Here is a 24461-nt window from a genome sequence, read left to right on the forward strand (position 1 = left end):
ATCGCCAATACTTAATTAAAATATAAATAGAGAGAAGAGATTGTCGATGATTCAACTACATGTATATGAAGAGATTCTTTGCTTTAAAGAAGATGTTACACCATTTCTAGAAAAGAATGAGCAGGAAAATAACTTAATATTAGGTGTATTACAAATGGTCCAAGAACCGATATTTATGGGGATAGCGAAACAAGGGGAAGACATTAAGGTTGTATTTCTGCAAACAGAAGAGAAGAAACAAATAATTGTCGCTACGTCTGAAATTACGGAAGAGGACATCGTAGAACTTGCGAAGCTGTTAACGAAAGTATATCCAGATATTCCTGGTTTGATTGGTAATAAGATAGTTGTACAGAAATTAGCGGAAGAGATTGCGGCGATAGAAAATAAGAAAACGAATGTTGTTATGGAACAAGGTGTGTATGTATTACAACAAGTTAAAAAGAAGTGGAACGAGGAAGGGGTTTTTCGAGAAATAACTATTGATGAGTTGCCATTAATAGAAAAATGGATATATCAATTTTGTGAAGATGTGAAGCTTCCAACTACGAAAGAGGAAGTGAAACAAACTGCACATACATTAATTACTAATAATCGGCTATTTGGTTTAGAAGTAGACGGGAAACTCGTTTCTGTAGCTGCAAAAACGAGACCGACTACAAATAATATAACAGTCAATTTCGTATATACCCCAAAAGAAGCACGGAAAAAAGGTTATGCATCTAATTGTGTAGCGGCACTTAGTCAACGTATGTTAGATGAAGGCTACAAGACAATTACGTTATATACTGATCTAGCGAATCCGACATCTAATAAAATTTATCAAGAAATTGGTTATGAACAAATTGCGGAGTCTGTGCTCATATTTTTAGAGAAATAGAACAAAAAAGCACGCTATTATAGCGTGCTTTTTTGTTATTCATCAATTCTAATAACCTCGCATTGAGGGAATTCCTCAGTTTCTAGTAAGTTACGAATAGCTTTCGCAACATATTCAGGTGATAATAGCTTTCCTTCTTCTTTTAATGCAATGAAGCGGTCTAAATTTGTGAAGTCTTCTTTAGTTGTTTCGCGAATTTGTGCTTGCATATTTGTATCAACAACACCAGGTGCAAAAGCGACGATTTTTACTGGATATTCTTTTGCTACTTCTTCAGTTGCTACGCACTGTGTAAACATATTTATACCAGCTTTCGCTGTACAATAAGCGCCCCATCCGAAATAAGGATTTTTTCCTGCACCAGATGAAATATTTATAACGCGTTTATCTACCTTCCATTCTTTCGTATGTTTCATGAACGTAGATGTAAGAATCATAGGCGCAAGTAAATTAATGTGAACGTTCGTAATGAATTGTTCACTTTCGGCTTTTTCAATCGGCTTCATAGGTGCAACTGTACCGGCATTATTAATTAAATGAATAGAGGATACATTGTCTTCTTTAATAGATGAAATGATTTCTTTAAAGTTAGTTTCTAAGTTATGTACATCTTGAAGATCTAGGGAATGGAAAATGCAATTGCTGTTATATTGCTCTGCAAGTTTAGTAAGTTCTTTATTTTCTCTTCTAGAAATAGAGATGACAGTTGTACTTTCTTCTAACAATTGCGTGGCAATAGCCTCCCCTAAACCTTGTGAAGTTCCTGTTATGATAACGTAGCGCATAGTTTTATAAGCTCCTCTCATATGTGCGGAATTTTGTTGGACAACGTACATTGTATAGTTTGTCTACATTTTATAGTATAGAGCACTTTTTACTATAAATGAAATGAGATGATTACGTGCCTTTTTTGAATCGTTTTACAACAACAGTAACGGGTGCCGTCACGTTCACTGGGAATACGTTAGGACTTAGTCCTACATCGCCTGCGCCAGGCAATAACTTTGGTACGATTGATGTATTTACAACGGTGAATACATCACTTCAAGTACCTGGATTCCCAGCAGGAACGACGGATGATTGGCCTTTAAATTCTTCAAGTGCAATTTTGAACCTTCCAGCAGGGAGTAGTGTTTTATACGCAGAACTAGTATGGGCCGGCACATACCGGACTGATACTGAGGATGTTACTGCGTTTTTAAATGATAATATTACTTTTACAACACCGTCGGGAACATTTTCTATTACGCCAGATCCCGCTACTGCGCAGCAAGGTTCAGTAGGGAAACAGTTTTATTATAGTCGCTCGGCTAATGTAACGAACCTTGTTAGTGCAGGTGGGGCCGGAACATATACAACGGGTGCTGTGCCAGCTGCAAGAACATCAGCTGATTCAACAATTAGTCGTTCAGTTGGTTGGACGCTTGAGGTTGTGTATCAAAATGCGAGTTTACCACTAAGGAACTTATCAGTGTATGCAGGACAAGAAATTATTGAGGCTTCATCACCACCAGTTGATGCTATTATTTCAGGTTTTGCAACGCCGTCTACGGGAACTGTTACAGGAAGAGTACTTGTAACTGCCCAAGAAGGTGATTCTAACATTGTTGGAGATCAACTTCGCTTTGGGCCGAATGCCAATGCTACAGTTGCATTATTCGGACCGAGAAACCCTGCGAATAACTTCTTTCAATCACAAATTTGTAATGACAGTGGTAATCTAGATACGAGCGGCACATTTGGAGATCTGAACCAGCCGTTAGGAATCGCTTTAGCGGTCCGAAGACAAGGTTGGGACATTACAAATGTAGATGCCTCTTCATCATTAGTAAACAATCAAACGTCCGCGACTGTTCGTTTCGTTACAAATGGAGATGGATACGCTGCAGCTGGTTTTGGTGTTCAAATTGATGCAACAGGTCCAATTATAAACCCTGTTAAATCAGTTGATAAAACAGTTGCAGGTATAGGAGATATTCTCACATATACGATCACCGTTCCGAATACGGGAACAGGAAGTGCAGAAAATGTGGTATTACAAGACAGTATTCCAAATGGAACAACATTTATAGCTGGTAGTGTAACGGTAGGTGGAGTAACACAACCGAGTGCGAATCCAGCTAGTGGAATTAATTTAGGTACAATCCCTAGCAATACACAAAGAATTGTTACATTTCAAGTGAGGGTCACAACATTCCCAAATCCGAACCCAATTCCAAATCGTGCAATGGTATCTTACCAATTCCGTCCTTTTGTAGGAAGTCCACTCGTTACAAGCACGTCTACTTCAAATACAGTACAAACGACAGTGAATCAAGCAACTATAAGTATGCAAAAATCTGTAGATTTACAGACGGCAACACTTAATGATGTATTAACGTACACGGTTAACGTAACGAATAATGGAAACGTTACTGCGAACAATGTTATTTTTGTTGATAGTATCCCTGTTGGAACAACATTTGTCGCAAATAGCGTTACGGTAAATGGAGTAGCGCGTCCAGGAGCGAATCCAGCAAGCAGTATTAATCTAGGAAGTATTAATGCATCGCAAACAACTGTAGTGCGCTTTCAAGTTCGAGTAACATCGACCCCTCTTGTTAATCCAATTCCAAACCGCGCGAGTGTAACATTTAACTTTACTCCAGTGCCTGGTCAACAACCAGTTTCAGGGCAAGCGACAAGTAATACTGTAGTTACGACGATTAATATAGCTGATATAACAACGAGAAAAACAGTGGATAAAGCTTTTGCAACGGTTAACGATGTTCTTACGTACATGGTAACAATTCAAAATACAGGAAATGTACTTGCGACGAATGTTATTTTTCAAGATCCAATCCCAACTGGAACGACTTTTATCACAAATAGTGTAACTGTAGATGGAATTTCACAACCTGGAGCAAATCCGGGAACTGGGTTTACAGTTGCTAACATATCTCCAGGTGGGACTAGGACAGTTATATTTCAAGTACGAGTAACTTCTACACCATCAGGTGGCACGATTGCGAATCGCGGAAATGTATCTGCTAATTTCGTCGTTATTCCGAATCAACCACCAGTAACGATTAATAGACAAACAAATACAGTTGTGACACAAGTTAATACAGGTGGTTTAAATGTAATAAAAGAAGTGAATACAACGCAAGCGGCAGTAGGGGACACTTTAACGTACACGATTGCCGTTCAAAATACAGGAAACGTTCCGCTAACAAATGTATTTTTCCAAGACACCATTTCTTCCGCTGTTTCTTTCGTTGCAAATTCTGTAACAATTAATGGAGTGCCGCAAAGTGGATTGAATCCGAATACAGGATTCTCTCTTCCGAATATTCCTGCGGCTCAAACGGTTGTAGTTACATTTGAAGTAGTAATTGTACAGGATCCAGAAAATGAAGATATTTTAAATCAGGCAAATGTAACAGCAAGTTTTCAAGTGAATCCAAGTGAACCTCCAGTTACGATTACTGTTCCGAGCAACGTTGTGAATACGACGGTACAAACAGGGAGTTTTGAAGTTGTGAAATCAGTGAATACTGATGTTGCAACAGTAGGGGATGTTTTAGTATATACAATCGAAATCATAAATGCAGGTAGTGTACCAGCGACAAATGTATTTTTCCAAGATTCAATTCCGCAAGGGACATTATTTATTGAAAATAGTGTATTGGTTAATGGTGTTTTACAAGAGGGGGCAGATCCAGGACTAGGATTCCCATTAAATGATTTACCTGCTGGTGCGAGTGTAATTATTTCATTTGAGGTATTAATTGATGAAATTCCGCCAGGAAATAATGTTGTAAATAATGCGAATGTAACGGGAGATTTCCTTGTAAATCCAACAGAGCCACCGATTACTGTAACAGTACCAAGTAATACTGTTATGACTGTTGTGAATTCTTCAGGACTAAATGTAATGAAGAGTGTAAGTGCTACTGAAGCAGGTGTAGGAGATACACTAACATATACAGTTGCTATACAAAATAGTGGAACGGTAGCAGCGACAAATGTATCATTCCTTGATCCGATTCCAGTTGGAACCACTTTTGTAGCAAATAGTGTAGTAATAAATGGAACGCCTCAACCAGGTTTAAACCCAACAATTGGATTTCCCCTTGCTAATATTCCAGTAGGAGGAATGGTGACAGTCACTTTTCAAGTGACAATCACAAGTGTACCAACGAATAGAGTGCTTCCGAATAATGCAAATGTCACTGCCGATTTCCAAGTAAGTCCGTTGCAACCACCAATTACAATTGTAACGATTAGTAATGTCGTTGTAACGCGAGTGAATGTAGGATCAATTAATGTAATAAAAAGTGTAAATACACCACAAGCAGGTGTAGGAGATACGTTAACGTATACGATTCTTATTCAAAATACAGGAACTGTTCCTGCAACAAATATTATTTTTCAAGATCCAATTCCATCTGGAGCTACATTTGTAGCGAATAGTGTAACGATAAATGGAGTCATTCAGCAAGGAGCGAATCCTATAGCAGGTTTTCCTGTTACCAATATTCCAGTTGGGCAAACTGCTACAATTACGTTCCAAGTGACAGTGACAAGCGTTCCGAGTGGTGGAAATATAAGAAACCAATCGAACGTTACCGCAAGCTTCCTTATTAATCCAGCAGGTCCTCCTATAACGACTACTACAAATAGTAATTTTGTAGTGACACAAGTAAATACAGCACAGTTAAATATACAAAAATCTTCATCTGTACAACAAGCAGCACTTGGAGAAACTTACACGTATTCTGTTGTCATTCGAAATAACGGCACAGTAACAGCAACGAATGTCTCTTTCATTGATCCAATTGCTCTAGAAACAACATTTGTAGCAAATAGTGTAACGATAAATGGAACGCCACAACCTGGATTTGATCCAAATGTAGGTTTCCTGCTTCCTAATATTGCAGCTGGAACATCATTGACAGTAACGTTCCAAGTTACAGTAGTTGCACCGTCTACACGTGGAGCAGTATTAAATACAGCATCTACTACAGCGACTTTCTTATTAAACCCTTTACAACCACCAGTGACAAGAACAAATTCAAGTAATACGACAGTAGTTACAATACCATTACCTCCTCCTGGTGAAGTTACAGCAACAAAAACAGTAAATGTTGCCGCTGGAGCTGTTGGAGATGTATTAACGTATACAGTGCTAATAACGAATGTAGGAATTATCCCTGTTACAGATGTACTTTTTCAAGATGTCATTCCGGAAGGGACGACGTTTGTTGACAATAGCGTAACGATAGGTGGAATACAGCAACCTGGATTAAATCCAGAAATAGGATTTACAGTTAGTCCGTTATTAAATGCTGGTGCGAGTATTTCTGTAACGTTCCAAGTGACCATTACGGAAATTCCAGATAATGAAGTCATATTAAATGATGCTGACGTTACATTTACTTCACAACCGAATCCGCAGGAGCCACCGATTACGCAAACGATATTAACGAATTTAGTCGTTACGACAATTAATATAGCTTCAATTTTCCCAGTGAAAATAGTAGATAAAGAGGCAGCGACGGTTGGGGAAATATTAACCTACGATGTACTAATCTTTAACTTTGGAACGGTACCGGCAACGAATGTCCAATTTCTTGATTCTAGTACGAGTGGTGTAGCATTTGTTCCAGGAAGTGTGAGTATAAACGGAATACCAGAACCTGGATTAGATCCGTTCATAGGCTTTACAGTTCCAGATATACCTGTAGGTGATTTTGTACTTGTCACATACCAAGAGATGGTAACGAGCATACCTCAAGGTGGAACAGTTGTTAACTTTGTGGACGTTACCGCTACGTTTGCTGTAAGTGAAACAGAGCCGCCTATTACTGAAACGACGACAAGTAACACGACATTAACAGAAATAAATGAATCTGGTTTGAATGTTTTAAAATCAGTAAGTCAACCAATCGTTGCAGTAGGCGATACAATCACATATACAACAGTCGTTCAAAATACGGGAACAGTGATAGCGACGAATGTTCAATATAGTGATGTATTACCTTCCTCTATAACATTCGTACCGAACAGTGTAACGATAAACGGTGTGTTGCAACCTGGGTTCAATCCTAATAATGGATTCCCGCTTCCAGATATAAATCCAGGTGAAAGTGTAGAAGTCACATTCCAAGTAACGGTTGTTAGCGTTCCAGCGAATGGAACAATTGCCAATACAGCAAATGTTACTGGAAGCTTCATATTAGTACCAGGAGAACCACCAGTTATAGTAAATCAACCAAGTAATACAACACTCACAACTGTAAATAGAGGACGCTTTAATGTTATTAAACAAGTAAATAGAGCCGCTACTCTAGTTGGAGATGTATTAACGTATACAGTGCAAATAACGAATACAGGAACAGTAACAGCTAACAATGTTCAGTTTATTGATACGATTTCAGCAGGAGCATCATTTGTACCGAATAGTGTAACGGTAAATGGAGCCGCGCAACCAAACTTAAATCCGATTACTGGATTTGGAGTTGGAGATATACTCGTTGGTGAAACCGTTATAGTGACGTTTCAAGCGACAGTTACAACCATTCCGTCATCAGGAACAATTACGAACGTTGCAAATATAACGGGAAGTTTTACTTTAGTGCCAGGAGAACCACCAGTTATAGTAAATCAGCCAAGTAATACGACAATAACGAGGGTGAATAGAGGGCGCTTCAATATAATAAAAACAGTAAATAAACAAGCAACGCGATTAGGAGATACGTTAACGTATAGTGTGCAAGTTATAAATACGGGAACTGTAACAGCGACGAATGTTCAGTTTATTGACGTTCCATCGCCTGGTTTAGAATTTGTTCCAGGAAGTGTACAGATAAATGGGATTCCTCAAGTAGGTTTAGATCCATTTGTAGGCTTTTCATTACCGGATCTCGCAGTGGGAAATGGCGTATTAATAACATTCGAAGCAACTGTAATCGCGATTCCCCCTTCTAATAGTATTATGAATTCGGCGAGTGTAACTGGTAATTTTGTATTGGTTCCAGGAGAACCTCCGTTTACAATTACGAATTCAAGTAATACGACAGTCACACCAGTAAATAGAGGTAGTTTAGATATGCTGAAAGAAGTAGATCATTCAATTGTTGGAGTAGGGGAAACGGTAACGTATACGGTTCGCATATTAAATACTGGTACTGCTGATGCAATGAATGTTCAATTTATCGATGTGTTATCTCCGGAAGCCGTTTTTGTACCAAATAGTGTAACGGTAAATGGAGTTCCGCAGCCGGGGGTAAATCCACAGGTCGGATTTACGATACCAGACATTCCAGTAGGTGAGACGGTGATTGTAACATATGAAGCTACAATTACAAGTTTTCCAGATGGTGGTACAGTAGTAAACGTTGCTGGGGCATCAGCAGAATATATTTTAGTACCAGGGGAACCGCCAGTGACGGTGATGGACACGAGTAATACAGTTATTGTAACGGTAAATACTGCAATCTTATTTGTTGCAAAAGGGGCAAACTTTGAAGTAGCAATGGTAGGAGATGTTATCACTTACGGAATTGCTGTTATAAATGATAGTACAGTTCCTGTTACGAATATCGTTTTAACAGATATCATTGATCCGAATACGCTATTTATAAATGGAACGGTAACGGTAAACGATGTACCTCTTCCATTTGCCAATCCGAATACTGGTATTCCGTTAGGTGATTTTCAGCCAAATGATGCGGCAATTATTAATTTCCAAGTTGTAATAACGGGCGGACAAATAAACAATTTAGTTACAAATACTGCTACAGCGAATGGGCTCGCAACTGTAAATCCGAATGAGCCGCCAGTAGTAGTTGAAGGTGATAGTAATACAGTCGTTATCCCGTTTATTCCTCAAAATGTCTCAACGACAGTCGTAAAAACGGCAGATTTACAGACAGCAACAATTGGAGATGTCATTACGTTTACGACAGTCATCACAAACACGGGTGATACTGTAATGCAAAATATTCGTTTTCAAGATATGTTAGATAGTAGTGTCCAATTTGTTCCTGGAAGTGTAACGGTTGATAATACGCCAGTGCCCAATGTAAGCCCGGCAGCAGGATTTCTTATAGGGAGTTTAAACTCTGGTGAAGCAAGGACAGTTTCGTTCCAAGTAGCAGTGCAAAGCGCGCCAAATGGTTCAGGAAATTATATAAATCAAGCGAGTATTCGCTTCGAACATCAAGTAGGCACAGTATTGCCACCTGTTACACAAATAGTAGAAAGTAACATAGTTGTCATTCCATTTGTTCCAACGATAGAACAAATTTGCGAAACGAATCTTAATTGCTTAGGGAAAATTCCTTTTCGATGTTCTCCGTGTAATCACTTGCAAATAAATAAAGAATAAATACAGAAAGAGCATCCTGTAAGAGTAGGATGCTCTTTCTATATTGATCATGTAGATTCGTTTTCAGGCGAGGTGAAGAATTCGTCGATTTTGTTGGAGAGTAGAAATGGAATGGCTCCTTTTATAACGGAAATATCCCAGTCCCACCATGCAAGTTTTTCTAGTTTTTCAATGATTTCTGGCGGGAACCGATATCGAACTAGTTTTGCAGGGTTACCAGCGACAATTGCATATGGAGGTACGTCTTTTGTAACAACACTCCTTGCGCCAATAATGGCCCCGTTACCAATTGTGACACCAGATAAAATACAGGATTGATAACCAATCCATACATCATTGCCGACTACGATATCACCTTTAGAAGAAGGGTGACCAGTAATATGTGCTCCTTCATTGAAGAAAGTATTAAACGGGTAAGTCGTTATCCAATCAGCTCGGTGTTCACCACCAAGTATGAAAACGACTTCTTCTGCTAATGAACAAAACTTACCTATTTTTAATTTCGTTTCATCATTCCAAGAAAGAATATTTGGACCTACTGTACTATAAGTATAATCACCGATATCATACTTACTATATTCTGGTTTTTGATTTAAATATGTCATAATAAATTTAGCATCCTTTCTAGAGCAAGCAATGGATATGGAACATTATATGCAAGATGGAGTAAGGCGAACTGTGTTGTATGAATTAGTAAACTGTAAGTGTTAGTAGGTAAAATGAATAAAGAGGAGTGAAATGTATGAGATACGAAATGGGATTATATAATAAACCGTTTCAGTCAATTCAATCAGGAAAAAAAGTATATGAAGTACGCTTATACGATAAAAAACGTCAACAAATAAACAAAGGTGATGAAATTGTATTTACGAATCTTACGACAACAGAAATGATGACGGTAAAAGTAACGGAAATAAAGCGATACGAGAGCTTTAAAGCTATGTATGAACAAATCGATAAAAAATTATTGGATTGTGAAAATGATAGTTTAGAGGAAATGTTAGAAAGTACATACAAAATATATACGAAAGAACAAGAAAAAGAGTGGGGAACAGTCGCAATTCGTATTGAGGTAATAAAATGATAAGAAATCGCGGCGCGGCTATCATCGTACAGGAAGGTAAAATTGCTCTTATAAAACGTATTCGGGAAGGTGAAACATATTATGTTTTTCCGGGCGGGGGAATTGAGGAAAGTGAAACACCTGAAGAGGCAACGAAAAGAGAGGTATATGAAGAATTAGGGGTACATATACAAGTGGAGCACCTTATTGCAAAGGTGAAATATAAAGGAAATGAATATTATTATGGTGCCTATATTACAGGCGGAGTGTTCGGAAACGGAACAGGGGAGGAATTTCAGCGGGAAGGCAGAGGAAGTTATATTCCTTTATGGATACCGATAAACGAGTTGGAAAAAGTAAATATAAAACCTTATGAAGTGGTCGGAAGTATATTCAATCATTATAAAATATAACGTCTGACAACATACAAAAAAAACCATTGACATAGTCTTCTGATTTAAGTATTGTATTCGAGTATGTTTATAATCAGGAGGTTTATATGAGCAATCAAACTACTACACATCATGTGAAAATGACAACAGCAGATCCATCTGGAATCGGTCTATTTGGATTAGCGATGGTAACACTTGTAGCATCATCTCAAAAGTTAGGCTTAACAGATGGCGTTTCACTTGTATTACCATGGGCAATCTTTTTAGGAGGATTTGCACAAATCTTTGCTTGCATTCATGACGCAAAGCATAACAATACATTCGGTACAACAGCATTTGGTGCGTACGGCCTATTTTGGTTAGGTGTTGGAATGACTTGGTTAATTCAACTTGGAGTATTTGGCGAAAAATTAGCACAAGCTGCAGATTCAAAACAGCTTGGTGTAGCCTTTATCGGATATCTAATTTTCACAATCTTTATGACGATTGGTGCAATGGAAACACACAAAGTATTATTTATGATTTTCGTCCTTATTGATTTCTTATTTATCGGTCTTTCATTAAGTACTTTAGGTGTTATGCCGCACGCAATGCATAATTTAGCAGCATATTCTGAACTTCTTATTTCATTATTATCTTTCTATGGTTCAGCAGCAGCAGTGTTAAATACACATTTCGGAAAAGTTGTTTTACCAGTAGGAAAGCCTTTTGGTATTTTTACAAAGTAATAAAAAAGCACAGATGATTGTATAGTCATCTGTGCTTTTTTTATTTATTGATAGCTATAGCGGGCGTACTTGTTAATTCAGAAATTTTTTGAGAGCTCGCAGAATTACCGTCTATTGTTACATGAACTTGTTGCTTAGGGTTCGCTGTAACTACCCATGCGTTTGGTAAATAGCGTGATTTATGAGATAAGGTGGAAGGGATATTTAAAATATCTCCCATTGCATATAATGTTGCTGATGATCCACCGTCCATTGCCATCGCATTGACAGCACCTTTTTCATAAAGAATATCTTGACAATCTCTCAAGGAAGCACCAATGCTATGAGGTTGTCTACCATCAATGACGAAAAACATAATCGATCCATCTTTTTTCTGAGCCATAATGCTTCGAGGGCCATATCCCCAACCACCATCATTTGTAATCATTTTTTCTCCATTTACAATTAGTTGAGGCATAAATCCGGCAGCGGAAACGACATTTTTATTTAACAATTGGTTAGCAGAAAACTCTCCAGAAACCATTTGTCCATATTTTGTAATACCACTAGTGAGGGTAGGGGTATTACTATCTTTCGGCGTGTTTATAACTTTACCGTTTTCAATAACAATACCGATTCCAGTTTTACCGCCACCATGCCCAGTTTCATCCCAAAAACCACTGGCATTGACAGCGGCAACCGCATGGTTTCGCTTTGCCATTACGTATATTTTTTCCCCGACGTCTTTACCTTCTGAACCTTGCTGGGTAACAAGTTTTACGTTGAATGGATTACTAATTGTCATTAATTTTCCTTCGAAAAAATGATCATTATATTTTTTCTTTATTGTCTCGATAGAAACATTTAGTGGTAAATCTTTTTGTCTTTCTAACTCTTTTTTTGAAAGTTTAGAAGTTAAAAATTCACTGTTTTTCCATTTTGGATTTGTGATGGATTGAGAAATATCATTTAATTCTTCATCAGACAATAACGTGAATTTTGCATATTGTGGATGCTGAGAAGTTAAAATACTCTCGGCTGCGATAACACGTAAATTATGACCGTATGAAGTACCGAATACAATAATAGCAGCTCCTATTAGTAAGAATATTGTTAAAAGGGAGGTTGCTTTTAAAAATCTAATAAAATACTTTCTCATCATAAGGACTCCTCTTTCTGTAAAGTGAACAATTGATTCATGATTGAGCATGATACAAACACATTTTTGATTTGAAATAAGTAATGTGAAATGATGATAATACAATAATGTTTGAAGATAGATTTGGCAATAGTTGAATATGAATGTAGATGTTTAAAATGAAATGTAAATAGTCAGATGTGAAATGTAAATAAAAGTAGAAAAAAATCAATTGAAATTGATTCTCATTATTAATATAATGAGAATGAGAATCATTTATTGTTAGAGGGGGATGCCAAAGTGGCGAAAATTTTAATAGCTTATGCAAGTATGTCAGGAAATACGGAGAGTATTGCTGATTTAATTAAAGTTAGTTTAGATGCTTTTGATCATGAAGTAGTATTGCAAGAAATGGAAGGCATGGATGCTGAAGAGTTATTAGCTTATGATGGAATCATTTTAGGATCTTATACGTGGGGCGATGGTGAATTACCATTTGAAGCGGAAGATTTTCATGAGGACTTAGAAAATATAGATTTATCAGGGAAAAAGGTAGCGGTATTCGGATCAGGTGATACGGCATATGAACTGTTTTGTGAAGCGGTAAAGATATTTGAAGAGCGTCTTGTAGAACGCGGTGCAGAGCTTGTACAAGAAGGGTTGAAAATTGAATTATCTCCAGAAGATGAAGAGGATGTTGAAAAATGCAGTAATTTTGCAATTGCATTTGCTGAGAAGTTCTAAGAATGGGAGTGTCAACGTGGAGACAATGTTAAGTGCAACTGCTATTACAAAGTTAAGAGATGGAAAACTGTTGTTAGCTACTACATATAATGGCTTATTTATTGAACAAGACGGAGAATGGAAACGAATTTTAAATGGTTTTCAAAAACGAATTAGGGATTTACATAGTGAAGATAATGTAGTATATGGTGTAGGTGACGAAGGGATTTTTATTCGAAGTATGAATGATGGAGAGAGCTGGACAATTCAGCGTTTTCCAACAAAAGCAACGAGTTGGAATGTATGTAGCAATGTACAAGGAACTGTCATTGCTCATGGAGAAAAAACGCTGTACCTTTCTAATAATTTCGGTTCGACATGGGAGACTATTCATCCGTTTCTTGAGTATGGCAGTGCAGCACCGTCTATTCGATCATTATTTTTATATAAACATTACTTATTTATCGGTACGAAAATACACGCTAAATATGGTGGTGTTTGGCTCTTTAATTTGAAGACACGTAAATTAAAGAGGATTAAAATTGTGATGAATCAGATGATCTCCGCGTTGACTTTACACAATTCATACTTAGTAGCGGCAAGTGGATCGTGTAAGGGAGTTAGTGGGAATATTTCTTATTGTAAAATAGATGAAAGCATTGCGAGTGAAAAAATATATTGGCATACATGTCAAAGTGAGCAGAAAGCAAGTAGTTATTTAGACTTAAGTGTAGATCAACATGTTTTATATACAACTTCAACGCAAAATAAGGCCGGTATTAGTAGTGTGTGCCGTGTGCTTCTTGATGAAGGTATCGTTACAGTATGTGATTCAGTTAAAGGGCACGGATGGCGCATTGTTAATCAAAAAGATGGTTATGTAGTAGCTGGATCAGGTGAATTAAAAGCAATGCAGTGGGAACAAAAAATAATTTAAATAAAAAAACTTTACTTTTATTATATTGATATGATATAGTATGTTTAAACCATTTTACTTTTAATAATATAGAGATTTAAATGAGCTGTAACTTCCGAGGAGGATAGCAATGTTAAATCTCCTCGGGGGTTGCAGTTTTTTAATGTCTGACGTATTATTGTAAAGTGGTTGAAAATGAATATGTACATATAGGTACATTGTAGGAGGATTTTTTAAATGCAAAACGGTAAAGTAAAATGGTTTAACGCAGAAAAAGGTTTCGGTTTCATCGAAGTTGAAGGCGGAGAAGACGTATTCGTTCATTTCTCAGCTATCCAAGGCGAAGGCTTCAAGTCTTTAGAAGAAGGTCAAGAAGTTACTTTCGAAGTAGAACAAGGTAACCGTGGACCTCAAGCTACAAACGTAAACAAGAAGTAATTTTTGAAAAAAGAAGGGCTAGCCCTTCTTTTTTTTTGCATTTTTATAGATATCCTCCTGCTTACATATCATAATAAGATTGAATTACTGCCCGTAAAAGCCTGATTGGTGAGGGTTGACTAAAGTTTCGCTTTATATGGAGTATTTTTGTATAAAGTACATGAATAACTAAATACTGAAAATAAAGTGTTTGTGTGAAAAGGAATTTAGAAAGAGGTTAATAAATTGAAAAACGCTACACATTTCATTGTGTTCGATATTGAGAGGAATTTCAGGCCGTATAAATCAGAAGATCCGTCAGAGATAGTTGATATCGGGGCTGTAAAAATAGAAATAGGTACAATGAAGATAATTGAAGAATTTTCGGAGTTAGTAAAACCAAGTGCGCGATTAACTCGTCATACAACAAAATTAACTGGTATTACAAAGAAAGATTTAATGGGTGTAGAAAAATTCCCTCAAATTATAGAGGAATTTATTCAGTTTATCGGAGAAAATTCTATATTTGTTTCATGGGGAAAAGAAGATTATCGTTTTCTATCTCATGATTGTACATTACATGGTGTAGAATGCCCGAGTATGGAAAAAGAAAGTAGAATTGATTTGCAAAAATTTGTTTTCCAAGCGTATGAAGAATTGTTTGAACATACGCCAAGTTTACAATTTGCGGTAGAACAGCTCGGCTTAACGTGGGAAGGGAAACAACACCGTGCTTTAGCAGATGCCGAGAATACAGCAAATATACTTCTTAAAGTATATAGCGAGAGAGATATTCATAAGCGATACAAAAGACATGGTGAACTTGAACTTGTAAAAAACGGAAAACTAACGGAAAAAGCGAAAAAGAAGATGCGAAAATGGGTGTTTAAAGAGCTAAAGAAAAATACAGAACGCCCTTTTGAATGGAGTACATTTGAAAGTAGTGACACGTGGGAAAGTATAACGGAAAGATATTATATAAGTGAAAATACAGTAGAACTCCTGAAAAAACATTTTCGTACAGCGGTGAGAAAAGCGGAACGGCAGATTAGGTATTTGGCTGAGATGGAGGAGAATGCAGAGGTTAAATGACATTCTCCTCTATTTCTAGCTATATAAATTTAAATTCATTGTATTAAATACCAATTAATTTGTTGCTGTAATTGAGCAGTCATTATTGCTTTGAAATTTAGGGCGTGAGTTAGAATGTTAATCTGTTGAGGAATAGTTAATTTTTCAAATCCTTTTGCATGTGTAAAGAAATGTTGGAGGAATTTTTTCTTCTCTTCAGTTAATCTCTTATGATTTCCTATTGGAAGACCTGCGCATTTATATAAAAATTGTTTAGTATTACTTCTTAACTTTAAATCACTAATCCAATTCATAGTTTTTTCAGTGGTATGACTGTTTATGTAGTTTTTTGGAACGGTTACTTTATAATTGTAATCGCGTAAATCGTTTTTAGTAAAACCTGTCTGTTTTAAAATTTGTAATAGAGGGAAATGATTTTCCACAAGTTTATTTAAAATAAATTGTCTATTGGTTTTATTAGAATCGCCTTTGTTATGAAGTCTACGAAGTATTTTGAGGTATTGTGAAGGTTTATCTATGAAATCTTCAATAATACAAGGTATTTGTCTTATGTGTTGATTATTAGCTATAAAGTTGTAACAATCGTATTTCCCCACTAAAATGTATTCATCTTTTTGAGGATGTTTTTCAACTGGTAATAGTAGATCAAATCGATCGAGATATTCAATAGTATTGGTCATTTTTTTTTGAATAATTTTTTGTAATGTGTGAAATATACAATGGATTTATTTTTTCAATGGGGATCATGCTGATTTTAGTTAAAGAATGAGGAAGATAGTCTATAATCATGTGTATTTCCCTCCTTAAATCAAGTATATAAGACTATAAAGTTGTCTTATGATAGTAATAGAAAAGTACGTGAATAATGTGAAAAATCCTATCTCTTATAAGAGGTAGGATTTTTCACATTATTCTATTCAATTTCTCCTGGACTATAGCTATACTGCTGCTCATTCTCAATTTATTCAATCACATTTTATAACTCATTCGGAGAGAAGCTTTTATTAAAGGCAAGTGAATCAACCAGTAAAATACTATTAATCTTTTAACAACTTGTCTCCAAAATAGCAGGGCGTACATAACATACTGTATATGTGATTTTAAAGGAGATGTTTTCTTGACGAAAAGAAATTGTAGGAGTCACAATCAGTCGTTCGCTCCCTTTATCAGCCCCAATCCTATTACCTCATTTAATCCGATTCAACGTTATCCAAAAATTGATAAAACTGCTTTCATAAGTCCATTTTCTAGTGTGATAGGAGATGTGAGAATTAAAGATAATGTATATGTAGCTCCGAATGTAAGCGTTCGTGCGGATGAAGGAACTCCATTTTATATTAGTTCAAACACAAATCTGCAAGACGGAGTTATCTTACATGGTTTATTAAATAAATTTGTTTATGTTGATGATAAAAAGTATTCAATCTATATTGGGAAAAAAGTAAGTGTTGCGCATGGCGCTCTCATTCACGGTCCTTGTTATATAGGGAATAAGGTGTTCGTCGGTTTTAAAGCAATTGTGTATAATGCGATTATTGGAGAAGGAACAGTTATTTCATACAATGCAGTAGTAACAAACGGTGTACGTGTTGCGGCGAACAGGTTTGTGCCGCCTGGAGCCAATATAGATACACAAGAAAAAGCAGATGCACTTTTTCGAGTACCAAAAGACGAAGAAGAATTTGCACGAGAAGTACAACGTGTAAATCAAGAATTTCCTGCGTCTTATAACTTATTATTCGGTTCGCATCGTTGTTCTTGCGGCATACCGTACAATCATTAAAGACTAGCAATTTTTGAGAGGAAGAAGCTGTATAAAGAGAATGTACAGCTTCTTTAGCATTAGAAAAATATATCGACCTTATTTTTGATTTTGTGCGTAACTATTTGTAACTCATCTGGCTTTAAAAAATTGAGAATCTTCTTCTCAAACGTAAGTGATCAGCTTTAATCATAAGTACATTATAGAAGGAAATAGTCAGACTTTCGCTTGGCTAGTAATGTGAAATTGTATAAAATAAGTGCTTTAGTATCCTGTACTTTTAGTGACTACAGAATAGACACGCAAATATGACCAAAATAAAAGAGCGCTTGTTAAAAGCGCTCGGTAATAAATAGTTATATGGAAGTATTTATTCAATACCGCTCGGATCATACGAATACTGTTGCTTATTCTCAATCCGCTCAATCACATCTTGCAACTCATCAGGTTTTAGGAATTCAATAGGAGAGAAGCCTTTTTCAAACGTAAGTGTGTCTGCTTCAATCATAAGTACATATCGGTCATTTACCTTAGCAATATGTATTTGGTCCCCGAAATCCGCAAGCAGAGCCTTCACAGAGATATGATCTGCTTTTAGCTTTAATTCCACTTCAGGAGCATGCTCGACGATTTGAGCAGTTGCTTCCATTACTTCTTCAGTTGAAAATTGTTCCATAATTTCCCGCTTCGGACTAGCAGCCCATACTTCCATCGCTTGGTCGAATTGTTCGCGTTCTTCCGTACCTTCTTCAAATACATCTTCAATTTGGTCGTATACCATGTCCATTACTTGTGTTTTCATAATTTCAGGCATAGAGCGTTCGTACTCTACGAATTTTAAGAAGTCTTCAAAGTAGCGGGCGTGTGATGCTTGGTGTATTTTTAGTTCGCCAGGCTCCACCATACCTTCTTCAGGCATGTAGGGGTACTGGATAGATTTCATGTTTTTTGTTGTAATGGCCATTTCAACGTTACGGATAAGAGTAGATTCATCTGAAATAGAAGCAACTTTCGGTTCGAAGTCACATTTCATAACGAATACAAATGGATCATCAAAGTATTTGCGTAGTTTTGCTTGTGCGATTAAAAATACACCACCACGAACAGCGCTTGTATCAAGATATGTATAAACGAGAGGTTCGCTCATATCTTTGAAGTTTTCTTTTGTTTCTGCAAAGCGAATGCGATTAAAAAGGTTGTAATGAGGGTTTGAATCAAGTTCGTGCCCTTCTTCTACAATAAATCGACCAATTTTTGTTGGAGCTTGTTCTGTTTTTGCATGACGTTCTACTTTTCGCTTCGATATTTTTAATAACTCGCCATTTAAAAATTCTTTTAGGGAGCTATCTTCATATTCTTCAGCATCTAAAGTTTGAAAATGTTTGTAGCGTTTATCAACTGCTTCACCTTTTCCTTCTACTTGTACAACATAAAAGGACAGATAATTTATTTCAAAATCCATATTTATCACCTTGTTTCATTTCATTAACTCTTATCAGTATAGAGATGGAAAAAACTTTCGTCAATTTATATAAGGAAGGGGGAGCCCCTTCCTTCATATAATTTTTATCCCGCTATTTGCCGGGCAGTAAGACCCCCACCTCAAAATTCAGAGAAAGCAAAGAAGTTAGTTGGGGGATTAACTGCCCGTAAAAGCCCGATTGGTGAGGGCTGATAATCAGTGGAGATGAACAAAACCCCTACTGATTACAGTTTCACTTTATTTTCTCGATTAAAATCCGTCTTCTAATGCTGCGAATGGAATGTTTAGTCTGTTTTCTACTGTGCGTAAACGTTGGTTTAAGCGGTTTAGTCTACGTGTATGGCGCTCAACCGTATTTTCTAGTTGACGTACTCTTTGTTCAAGCTCATTTACGCGTCTTTCTAATTGACGATTTCCAGTGCCAGGAAAAGAGATTGGAAGTTGGAACTGTCTATTTTGGTCATATGGATTCGTTTGCTCTGCTTGATCTATATAAGATTGGTATTGTGCTTGTAAGTCATATTGTGGCTGTTGGTACGGATATTGATTATATGGATCGTATGGATTGTAGGGATACATATATAACATCCTCCATTTCTTTAAAATAGGTTAAATTCATCATAATGTATGTGCAAAAGCGGAGCGGTGGCACGGCGAATACCTATTTAAGTTGAAGGGAGTTCTCTTTATAAAAAATAACAGGAGTGTTTTTGATTTGTATTTCTTTTGTTTGATGGTATATACTGGATAAAAGGGAGGGTTTACATAAAAGTTACAATTCTATCAAACTCAAACTTTTATGTAAATATGTATAGACATTTGCAACAGAAAAGAGTAATTTATATAGAGTAAAAATAACTTGTAACATTTTATAAACATATTGTAAAATGATTGTAACAAAACATACATAAAAATGAAATAAATACATAATAGTGATGTTGGGGAAAGGGAGAGAGTATATTGTTCCGTAAAGTAAAGGGTATATTAGTTGGGGTGTTATGTGTAGCTGTAGTGAGTGGTTGCGGTGCAAAAGTAAGTGATGTTGCATTGGTAAGTGATATTGGTGGACACACTGTAGAGGCTAAAGCAGAAGTACAGGATACTATTAGTTTAGTTGATGGCCGTACAGGTACTGAAGTGAAAAAATTAGATTTATCTGGTTTAGGCTATTTTGAAGATGAAGCGAAATTTAAAAAGTCTGTAACAAAGGTTGTTGGTGAGGTTGGAAAAAGCGTCGACAAAAAGATGGTTCCTTCACGTCTAGCACCTGATGGAAGTTGGCAAGAAGGAAAACCTGCTTATGAATTAATGGAAAAAGAATTAGTAGATAAATTGTTGAATGTGGGTATGTGGGATGCTACGTATCAGTTGCCAATCGTGGAGAAAAAACCAGTCGCAACATTAGGTGATGCGCAAGGAAGTGGTACGGTAATTGGTAGATATGAAACGAATTTAGGTGGTTCTACAGGCGGCCGTATTGAGAATATTCGTTTGTCAGCAGCGAGTATAAATGGAGTTGTGTTAGCGAAAGGAGACCGTTTCTCTTTTAATGCATTAATCGGTGATACAACGCCAGATAAAGGATATCAATTAGGAAAAGAAATTGTTGATGGTAAATTAGTAGATGGATATGGCGGTGGTGTTTGTCAAACATCTTCAACTTTATACAATGCAGCAGATCAGGCTGGTCTGAAAATGGTGGAGAGAACTACACATTCTAAAACGGTAGGTTATGTTCCACAAGGAAGAGATGCTACAATTGCATATCCATATTTAGACTTAGTATTTGAAAATACGAATGATGCACCTGTGAAGCTTTATATGGGCATTCAGGGCGGAAAGCTAGTTGCTGAAGTACATAAAATGAGATAAGTATAATACCTTTATAAAAAAGCCATTATTTCTAAGTTTGATAGAATTAAGGGCTTTTTTTGTGCAATCAATATTACACCTCAAGATATAATGAATAGGAGTAAGACAGTCTAAAAAAGCATTGGATTTAATCCGTAGTTTTCTTATTGACATTATTGATTATGAGGTGTATTCTTCATAATAATAACTAAATAAATGGAAAAATTTATTAGTTTTCTTATCAAGAGAGATGGAGGGACTGGCCCGATGAAATCTCAGCAACAGGCTACAAAAGTACTGTGCTAACTCCAGCGAACGCAATAGGCGTTTGAAAGATGAGGAGAAATGGATTCACATTTAACTCTTCTTATATGCGTAAGAAGAGTTTTTTGTTTAGAGAGGGGGGATAGAGTGAAGTTTGATGTAACGTATTTTTTAGAAAGTTTTCCGCAATTATTTAAATATGTATACATAACTTTAGGGATTACTGTAGTTTCAATGATTATTTCCTTCGTTATAGGGATCGGCTTGGCAATCATAACGAAAAACAAAACGAAATATTTATACTCAATTGCAAGGGTGTATATCTCTTTCTTTAGAGGAACACCGTTATTAGTTCAATTGTTTGTGTTGTATTTCGGATTGCCACAAATATTTCCGACTTTTACAGTACTTACAGCGATGCAAGCAACTTTAATTGGTCTTAGTTTAAATAATGCTGCGTATTTGTCAGAGATTATTAGGGGTTCATTAAATGCTGTGGAGTCAGGACAAATGGATGCTTGTTTATCAGTTGGAATGACCAAAGTCCAAGCGATGCGACAGATTATTTTTCCGCAGGCAATTAGAGTAGCTGTACCATCACTTGGAAATAATTTTGTCGGATTGTTAAAAGAATCTTCGTTATCTTTTGCACTTGGGGTGGCTGAAATTTTAGCGCAAGCGAAAATGCTAGCGGCACAATCATATCGTTATATGGAAAGTTATTTGGCGGTAGCGATGGTGTATTGGATGATTACAATTGTAATTAGCTGGGGGCAAAAAAAGTTAGAAAAGAAACTAGATGCACCATATTTGTAACAGAAATGAGGTGATATTTGTGATTGAGATAAGAGATTTGTATAAGTCTTACAAACATAATGAAGTATTAAAAGGCATTTCACTTACTGTAGATAAAGGAGAAGTAGTAGTCATTATTGGCCCTTCTGGTTCGGGAAAATCGACATTATTAAGGTGCTTAAACTTATTAGAACAACCTGAGGATGGCAGTATTAGAATTGAAGATATAGAGATTCATACGAAGAAACTTTATAAAAAAGAAATCATACAATTACGTCAAAAAACAGCTATGGTTTTTCAAAACTATAATTTATTTAAAAATAAAACAGCATTGCAAAATATTACAACAGCATTAACGGTTGTACAGAAAAAAAGTGAAGAAGAAGCACAGGAAATAGCAAGAAATCTATTAAAACAAGTAGGTTTAGCTGATAAAGAGGCTTCTTATCCATCAATGTTATCAGGTGGACAACAGCAAAGAATCGGGATAGCTAGAGCAATGGCTTTAAATCCTGCTGTATTACTATTTGATGAACCGACTTCTGCACTTGATCCAGAATTAGTGAATGAAGTACTACAAGTTATTAAAGATTTGGCAAGGGAACATATAACGATGGTTATTGTTACACATGAAATGAATTTTGCGAAAGAGGTGGCAGATCACGTTATATTTATGGCTGATGGCATTGTTGTAGAGCAGGGAACGCCAGAAGAAATTTTTCAAAACCCCAAAAATGAGCGTACGAAAAAATTTTTACGACAATTAAATGCTTCTGAAGAAGGTAATCATTTCGTTATTTAGGAGGAAGAGTTATGAGGAAAACAGCATTATTACTAACATTAGCATTGACAGTATCAGTTGGGGCTTTATCAGCTTGTGGTTCGGATAAAGCAAGCGAAAAAACAAATGAAAAAGTAGTGAAAGTTGGAACTTCTGCAGGGCGTAGCCCATTTATTTTTAAAGAAGGTGAGAAAGTAAAAGGGTTTGACGCTGAGATTATTGAAGCAGCTGCTAAAAAGGCTGGATATAAAGTGGAGTGGAATGTTTCTGATTTTGAAGGATTATTCGGTTTATTAGATTCAGGTCGTATTGATACCATTGCAAATGAATTATCCGTTTCTTCGGAAAGAAAAAAGAAATATGATTTTTCAATCCCGTATGTGTATTCAGGATCTGTTTTCGCGATTAAGAAAGATAATAATGCAATTAAATCGTTAGAAGATCTAAAAGGAAAGACTGTAGGTGTTGGGCTTGGTACAGCGGGAGAACAAGAGTTAAAAGCTTTAAATAAAAATAATGCTTTTACAATTAAAACGTTCTCGGAAGATCCAACAGCGGAATTAAATGAAGTAGGGCTTGGACGCGTGGATGCCTACTATAATGATAAAGTTCAAGTGGAAACAACAATAACAAAGGCAAAACTAGATAATGTGAAAGTTGGATTTGGTCCACTTGAATGGGGAGAGATTGCATTTCCATTTGCAAAAAAGAGTGAAAAGTTAGAAGATATAAATAAAGCGTTAAAAGAATTAGAACAAGATGGAACATTAAGCGAAATATCAAAAAAATGGCTGAAAATTGATGCTACAAAAAAACAAAATTAGAGGTATTCGTTGCATAGGGCTATTTCCTATCAACTTATATAAAAAAACTAGAGGAAACTGGAGAGGAAGTTATTCATGGTACAAATTCATTCGAAAACACGTATTGGTCATGTGGAATTTAAAGTGAAAGATTTAGAGCGTCAAACTGCTTTTTATGAGAATGTAGTAGGCTTAGAAGTAATTAAACAAGAGGAGAATAAAGCATATTTAGCAGGAAAAGATGGAAAGAACACGTTACTTGTTCTTGAAAAATTAGAGGACGGGGTACTGCAAGAGCCGCGTACGACTGGTATTTATCATGTGGCCTTTTTAGTTCCGACTCGTGAGGCTTTTGCTTCGGCATTGTTTGGTGTAATTCGTAATAAGAACGTAATTGATAGCCCAGCTGAGCAAGAGGGACGTTATACATATTCAAATGAAATTTTACCAATTTCAAGGTTTAATAGTGCAAGTGATCATACGTATAGCGAAGCGTTTTATTTACAAGACTTAGAGGGAAATGGTATAGAAATTTATGCGGATCGTCCGCGCGATCAATGGGGAGAAGGACCAGGAGGAAGTACGCCACTTGATTTAAAAGAACTAGCAACGCTCGTTAATTATGAGTTTGATGGATTACCTGCTAATACTGTCGTTGGGCACGTACATTTACGAATAGCTGATGTAGAGGAATCACACGAATTTTATGTAGAAACAGTCGGTTTTGAAGTGCAACAGCGTGAAGATGATTGCTTATTTATCTCGGCGGGCGGTTATCATCATCATATCGGTGCAAATACGTGGAATGGAGTAAATAACCCGCATCCACCAGCACATGCAACTGGACTTAAGGTATATACGATTGTATTACCGCACAAAGAAGCGTTAGATGAAGTGAAAGAAAGATTAATAGAAAAACAACATAAAGTAAACGAAAGTACAAACGGATTTACAGTAGTAGATCCTAGTGGTATTACAGTGCAGTTTGAAATAGAAACAGTATAAAAGAAGTCGGAAGGT

General features: G+C 36.4%; 21 protein-coding genes and 1 riboswitch. Of the genes, 15 read left to right on the forward strand and 6 right to left on the reverse strand.

Translation table 11 applies throughout. From position 1 onward, the window contains the following. Nucleotides 1–46: 46 nt before the first annotated feature. Nucleotides 47–880, forward strand: a complete 834-nt coding sequence (locus COK05_RS00975; protein WP_098611101.1) for a GNAT family N-acetyltransferase — start codon at nt 47–49, stop codon at nt 878–880. 35 nt (nt 881–915) lie between these two features. Here COK05_RS00975 and COK05_RS00980 read toward each other — a convergent pair whose 3' ends face one another. Beyond that, a complete protein-coding gene (locus COK05_RS00980) occupies nt 916–1665 on the reverse strand; it encodes a (S)-benzoin forming benzil reductase (protein ID WP_098611102.1) in 750 nt (249 codons plus the stop codon). Nucleotides 1666–1781: 116 nt separating this feature from the next. Here COK05_RS00980 and COK05_RS00985 point away from each other — a divergent pair, with 116 nt between their 5' ends. Then, the gene (locus tag COK05_RS00985) at nt 1782–9254 is read left to right on the forward strand and encodes a DUF7507 domain-containing protein (RefSeq protein WP_098611103.1); all 7473 of its coding nucleotides are present in this window, start codon (nt 1782–1784) and stop codon (nt 9252–9254) included. Between the two features lie 47 nt (nt 9255–9301). Here the strand turns inward: COK05_RS00985 and COK05_RS00990 are convergent, their stop codons facing one another. Further along, nucleotides 9302–9859 (reverse strand): CatB-related O-acetyltransferase, encoded by a 558-nt coding sequence (locus COK05_RS00990; RefSeq protein WP_098611104.1) that lies wholly within the window; start codon nt 9857–9859, stop codon nt 9302–9304. 137 nt (nt 9860–9996) lie between these two features. On the opposite strand from COK05_RS00990, the gene COK05_RS00995 reads away from it, so the two are divergent. The 3 genes from COK05_RS00995 to COK05_RS01005 all read left to right on the forward strand — a co-directional run bounded on the left by COK05_RS00995 (nt 9997) and on the right by COK05_RS01005 (nt 11437). Further along, nucleotides 9997–10338 (forward strand): ASCH domain-containing protein, encoded by a 342-nt coding sequence (locus COK05_RS00995; protein WP_098611105.1) that lies wholly within the window; start codon nt 9997–9999, stop codon nt 10336–10338. Continuing rightward, on the forward strand, nt 10335–10730 hold the full coding sequence (locus COK05_RS01000; protein WP_098611106.1) for an NUDIX hydrolase: 396 nt from the start codon (nt 10335–10337) through the stop codon (nt 10728–10730). Before COK05_RS00995 ends, COK05_RS01000 begins: the two co-directional genes overlap by 4 nt. Nucleotides 10731–10816: 86 nt before the next feature. Beyond that, complete coding sequence (locus COK05_RS01005; protein ID WP_098611107.1) at nt 10817–11437, forward strand: acetate uptake transporter; 621 nt, start codon at nt 10817–10819, stop codon at nt 11435–11437. A gap of 40 nt (nt 11438–11477) precedes the next feature. Here COK05_RS01005 and COK05_RS01010 read toward each other — a convergent pair whose 3' ends face one another. Further along, nucleotides 11478–12575, reverse strand: a complete 1098-nt coding sequence (locus tag COK05_RS01010) for a phosphodiester glycosidase family protein (RefSeq protein WP_098611192.1) — start codon at nt 12573–12575, stop codon at nt 11478–11480. A 279-nt stretch (nt 12576–12854) separates the two neighbouring features. Between COK05_RS01010 and COK05_RS01015 the strand changes: the two genes are divergently transcribed. The 4 genes from COK05_RS01015 to COK05_RS01030 all read left to right on the forward strand — a co-directional run bounded on the left by COK05_RS01015 (nt 12855) and on the right by COK05_RS01030 (nt 15702). Continuing rightward, complete coding sequence (locus COK05_RS01015; protein ID WP_098611108.1) at nt 12855–13298, forward strand: flavodoxin; 444 nt, start codon at nt 12855–12857, stop codon at nt 13296–13298. 16 nt (nt 13299–13314) lie between these two features. Next, nucleotides 13315–14214, forward strand: a complete 900-nt coding sequence (locus tag COK05_RS01020) for a WD40/YVTN/BNR-like repeat-containing protein (protein WP_098611109.1) — start codon at nt 13315–13317, stop codon at nt 14212–14214. Between the two features lie 216 nt (nt 14215–14430). Beyond that, the gene (gene cspB / locus COK05_RS01025) at nt 14431–14631 is read left to right on the forward strand and encodes a cold shock-like protein CspB (protein ID WP_098611110.1); all 201 of its coding nucleotides are present in this window, start codon (nt 14431–14433) and stop codon (nt 14629–14631) included. A gap of 225 nt (nt 14632–14856) precedes the next feature. Next, nucleotides 14857–15702 (forward strand): exonuclease, encoded by an 846-nt coding sequence (locus COK05_RS01030; RefSeq protein ID WP_098611111.1) that lies wholly within the window; start codon nt 14857–14859, stop codon nt 15700–15702. A gap of 35 nt (nt 15703–15737) precedes the next feature. On the opposite strand, the gene COK05_RS01035 is transcribed toward COK05_RS01030, so the two are convergent. Further along, nucleotides 15738–16382 carry a hypothetical protein gene (locus COK05_RS01035; protein WP_255290293.1) on the reverse strand — a complete coding sequence of 215 codons (645 nt, stop codon included), beginning with the start codon at nt 16380–16382 and terminating at the stop codon, nt 15738–15740. A gap of 437 nt (nt 16383–16819) precedes the next feature. On the opposite strand from COK05_RS01035, the gene COK05_RS01040 reads away from it, so the two are divergent. Next, nucleotides 16820–17485 carry a carbonate dehydratase gene (locus tag COK05_RS01040; RefSeq protein ID WP_098611112.1) on the forward strand — a complete coding sequence of 222 codons (666 nt, stop codon included), beginning with the start codon at nt 16820–16822 and terminating at the stop codon, nt 17483–17485. 349 nt (nt 17486–17834) lie between these two features. Here COK05_RS01040 and COK05_RS01045 read toward each other — a convergent pair whose 3' ends face one another. Together COK05_RS01045 and COK05_RS01050 are read right to left on the reverse strand one after the other, a co-directional pair. Beyond that, complete coding sequence (locus COK05_RS01045; protein ID WP_098611113.1) at nt 17835–18926, reverse strand: DUF3900 domain-containing protein; 1092 nt, start codon at nt 18924–18926, stop codon at nt 17835–17837. A 270-nt stretch (nt 18927–19196) separates the two neighbouring features. Beyond that, nucleotides 19197–19526 carry a hypothetical protein gene (locus COK05_RS01050; protein ID WP_098611114.1) on the reverse strand — a complete coding sequence of 110 codons (330 nt, stop codon included), beginning with the start codon at nt 19524–19526 and terminating at the stop codon, nt 19197–19199. 381 nt (nt 19527–19907) lie between these two features. Here COK05_RS01050 and COK05_RS01055 point away from each other — a divergent pair, with 381 nt between their 5' ends. The 5 genes from COK05_RS01055 (at nt 19908) to COK05_RS01075 (ending at nt 24446) form a co-directional block, all read left to right on the forward strand. Beyond that, entirely contained in the window at nt 19908–20819 is a 912-nt protein-coding gene (locus COK05_RS01055) for a VanW family protein (RefSeq protein ID WP_098611115.1), read from the forward strand. A 214-nt stretch (nt 20820–21033) separates the two neighbouring features. Beyond that, nucleotides 21034–21140: riboswitch (SAM riboswitch) on the forward strand. A 69-nt stretch (nt 21141–21209) separates the two neighbouring features. Then, on the forward strand, nt 21210–21878 hold the full coding sequence (locus COK05_RS01060) for an amino acid ABC transporter permease (RefSeq protein ID WP_098611116.1): 669 nt from the start codon (nt 21210–21212) through the stop codon (nt 21876–21878). Between the two features lie 19 nt (nt 21879–21897). Continuing rightward, a complete protein-coding gene (locus COK05_RS01065; RefSeq protein WP_176539399.1) occupies nt 21898–22659 on the forward strand; it encodes an amino acid ABC transporter ATP-binding protein in 762 nt (253 codons plus the stop codon). 11 nt (nt 22660–22670) lie between these two features. Further along, on the forward strand, nt 22671–23462 hold the full coding sequence (locus COK05_RS01070; RefSeq protein WP_098611118.1) for an amino acid ABC transporter substrate-binding protein: 792 nt from the start codon (nt 22671–22673) through the stop codon (nt 23460–23462). Between the two features lie 75 nt (nt 23463–23537). Next, nucleotides 23538–24446 carry a VOC family protein gene (locus COK05_RS01075; protein WP_098611119.1) on the forward strand — a complete coding sequence of 303 codons (909 nt, stop codon included), beginning with the start codon at nt 23538–23540 and terminating at the stop codon, nt 24444–24446. Nucleotides 24447–24461 lie beyond the last annotated feature (15 nt).

It is taken from the genome of Bacillus cereus, assembly GCF_002567495.1.
GTDB lineage: Bacteria > Bacillota > Bacilli > Bacillales > Bacillaceae_G > Bacillus_A > Bacillus_A cereus_AQ.

Coding starts and splice junctions, on each gene's coding strand:
- COK05_RS00975 (WP_098611101.1), top strand. CDS start 47: ATGATTCAACTACATGTATATGAAGAGATTCTTTGCTTTAAAGAAGAT.
- COK05_RS01075 (WP_098611119.1), top strand. CDS start 23,538: ATGGTACAAATTCATTCGAAAACACGTATTGGTCATGTGGAATTTAAA.
- COK05_RS00980 (WP_098611102.1), bottom strand. CDS start 1,665: ATGCGCTACGTTATCATAACAGGAACTTCACAAGGTTTAGGGGAGGCT.
- COK05_RS01050 (WP_098611114.1), bottom strand. CDS start 19,526: ATGTATCCCTACAATCCATACGATCCATATAATCAATATCCGTACCAA.
- COK05_RS01000 (WP_098611106.1), top strand. CDS start 10,335: ATGATAAGAAATCGCGGCGCGGCTATCATCGTACAGGAAGGTAAAATT.
- COK05_RS01010 (WP_098611192.1), bottom strand. CDS start 12,575: ATGAGAAAGTATTTTATTAGATTTTTAAAAGCAACCTCCCTTTTAACA.
- COK05_RS01005 (WP_098611107.1), top strand. CDS start 10,817: ATGAGCAATCAAACTACTACACATCATGTGAAAATGACAACAGCAGAT.
- COK05_RS01045 (WP_098611113.1), bottom strand. CDS start 18,926: ATGGATTTTGAAATAAATTATCTGTCCTTTTATGTTGTACAAGTAGAA.
- cspB (WP_098611110.1), top strand. CDS start 14,431: ATGCAAAACGGTAAAGTAAAATGGTTTAACGCAGAAAAAGGTTTCGGT.
- COK05_RS01035 (WP_255290293.1), bottom strand. CDS start 16,382: ATGACCAATACTATTGAATATCTCGATCGATTTGATCTACTATTACCA.
- COK05_RS01070 (WP_098611118.1), top strand. CDS start 22,671: ATGAGGAAAACAGCATTATTACTAACATTAGCATTGACAGTATCAGTT.
- COK05_RS00995 (WP_098611105.1), top strand. CDS start 9,997: ATGAGATACGAAATGGGATTATATAATAAACCGTTTCAGTCAATTCAA.
- COK05_RS00990 (WP_098611104.1), bottom strand. CDS start 9,859: ATGACATATTTAAATCAAAAACCAGAATATAGTAAGTATGATATCGGT.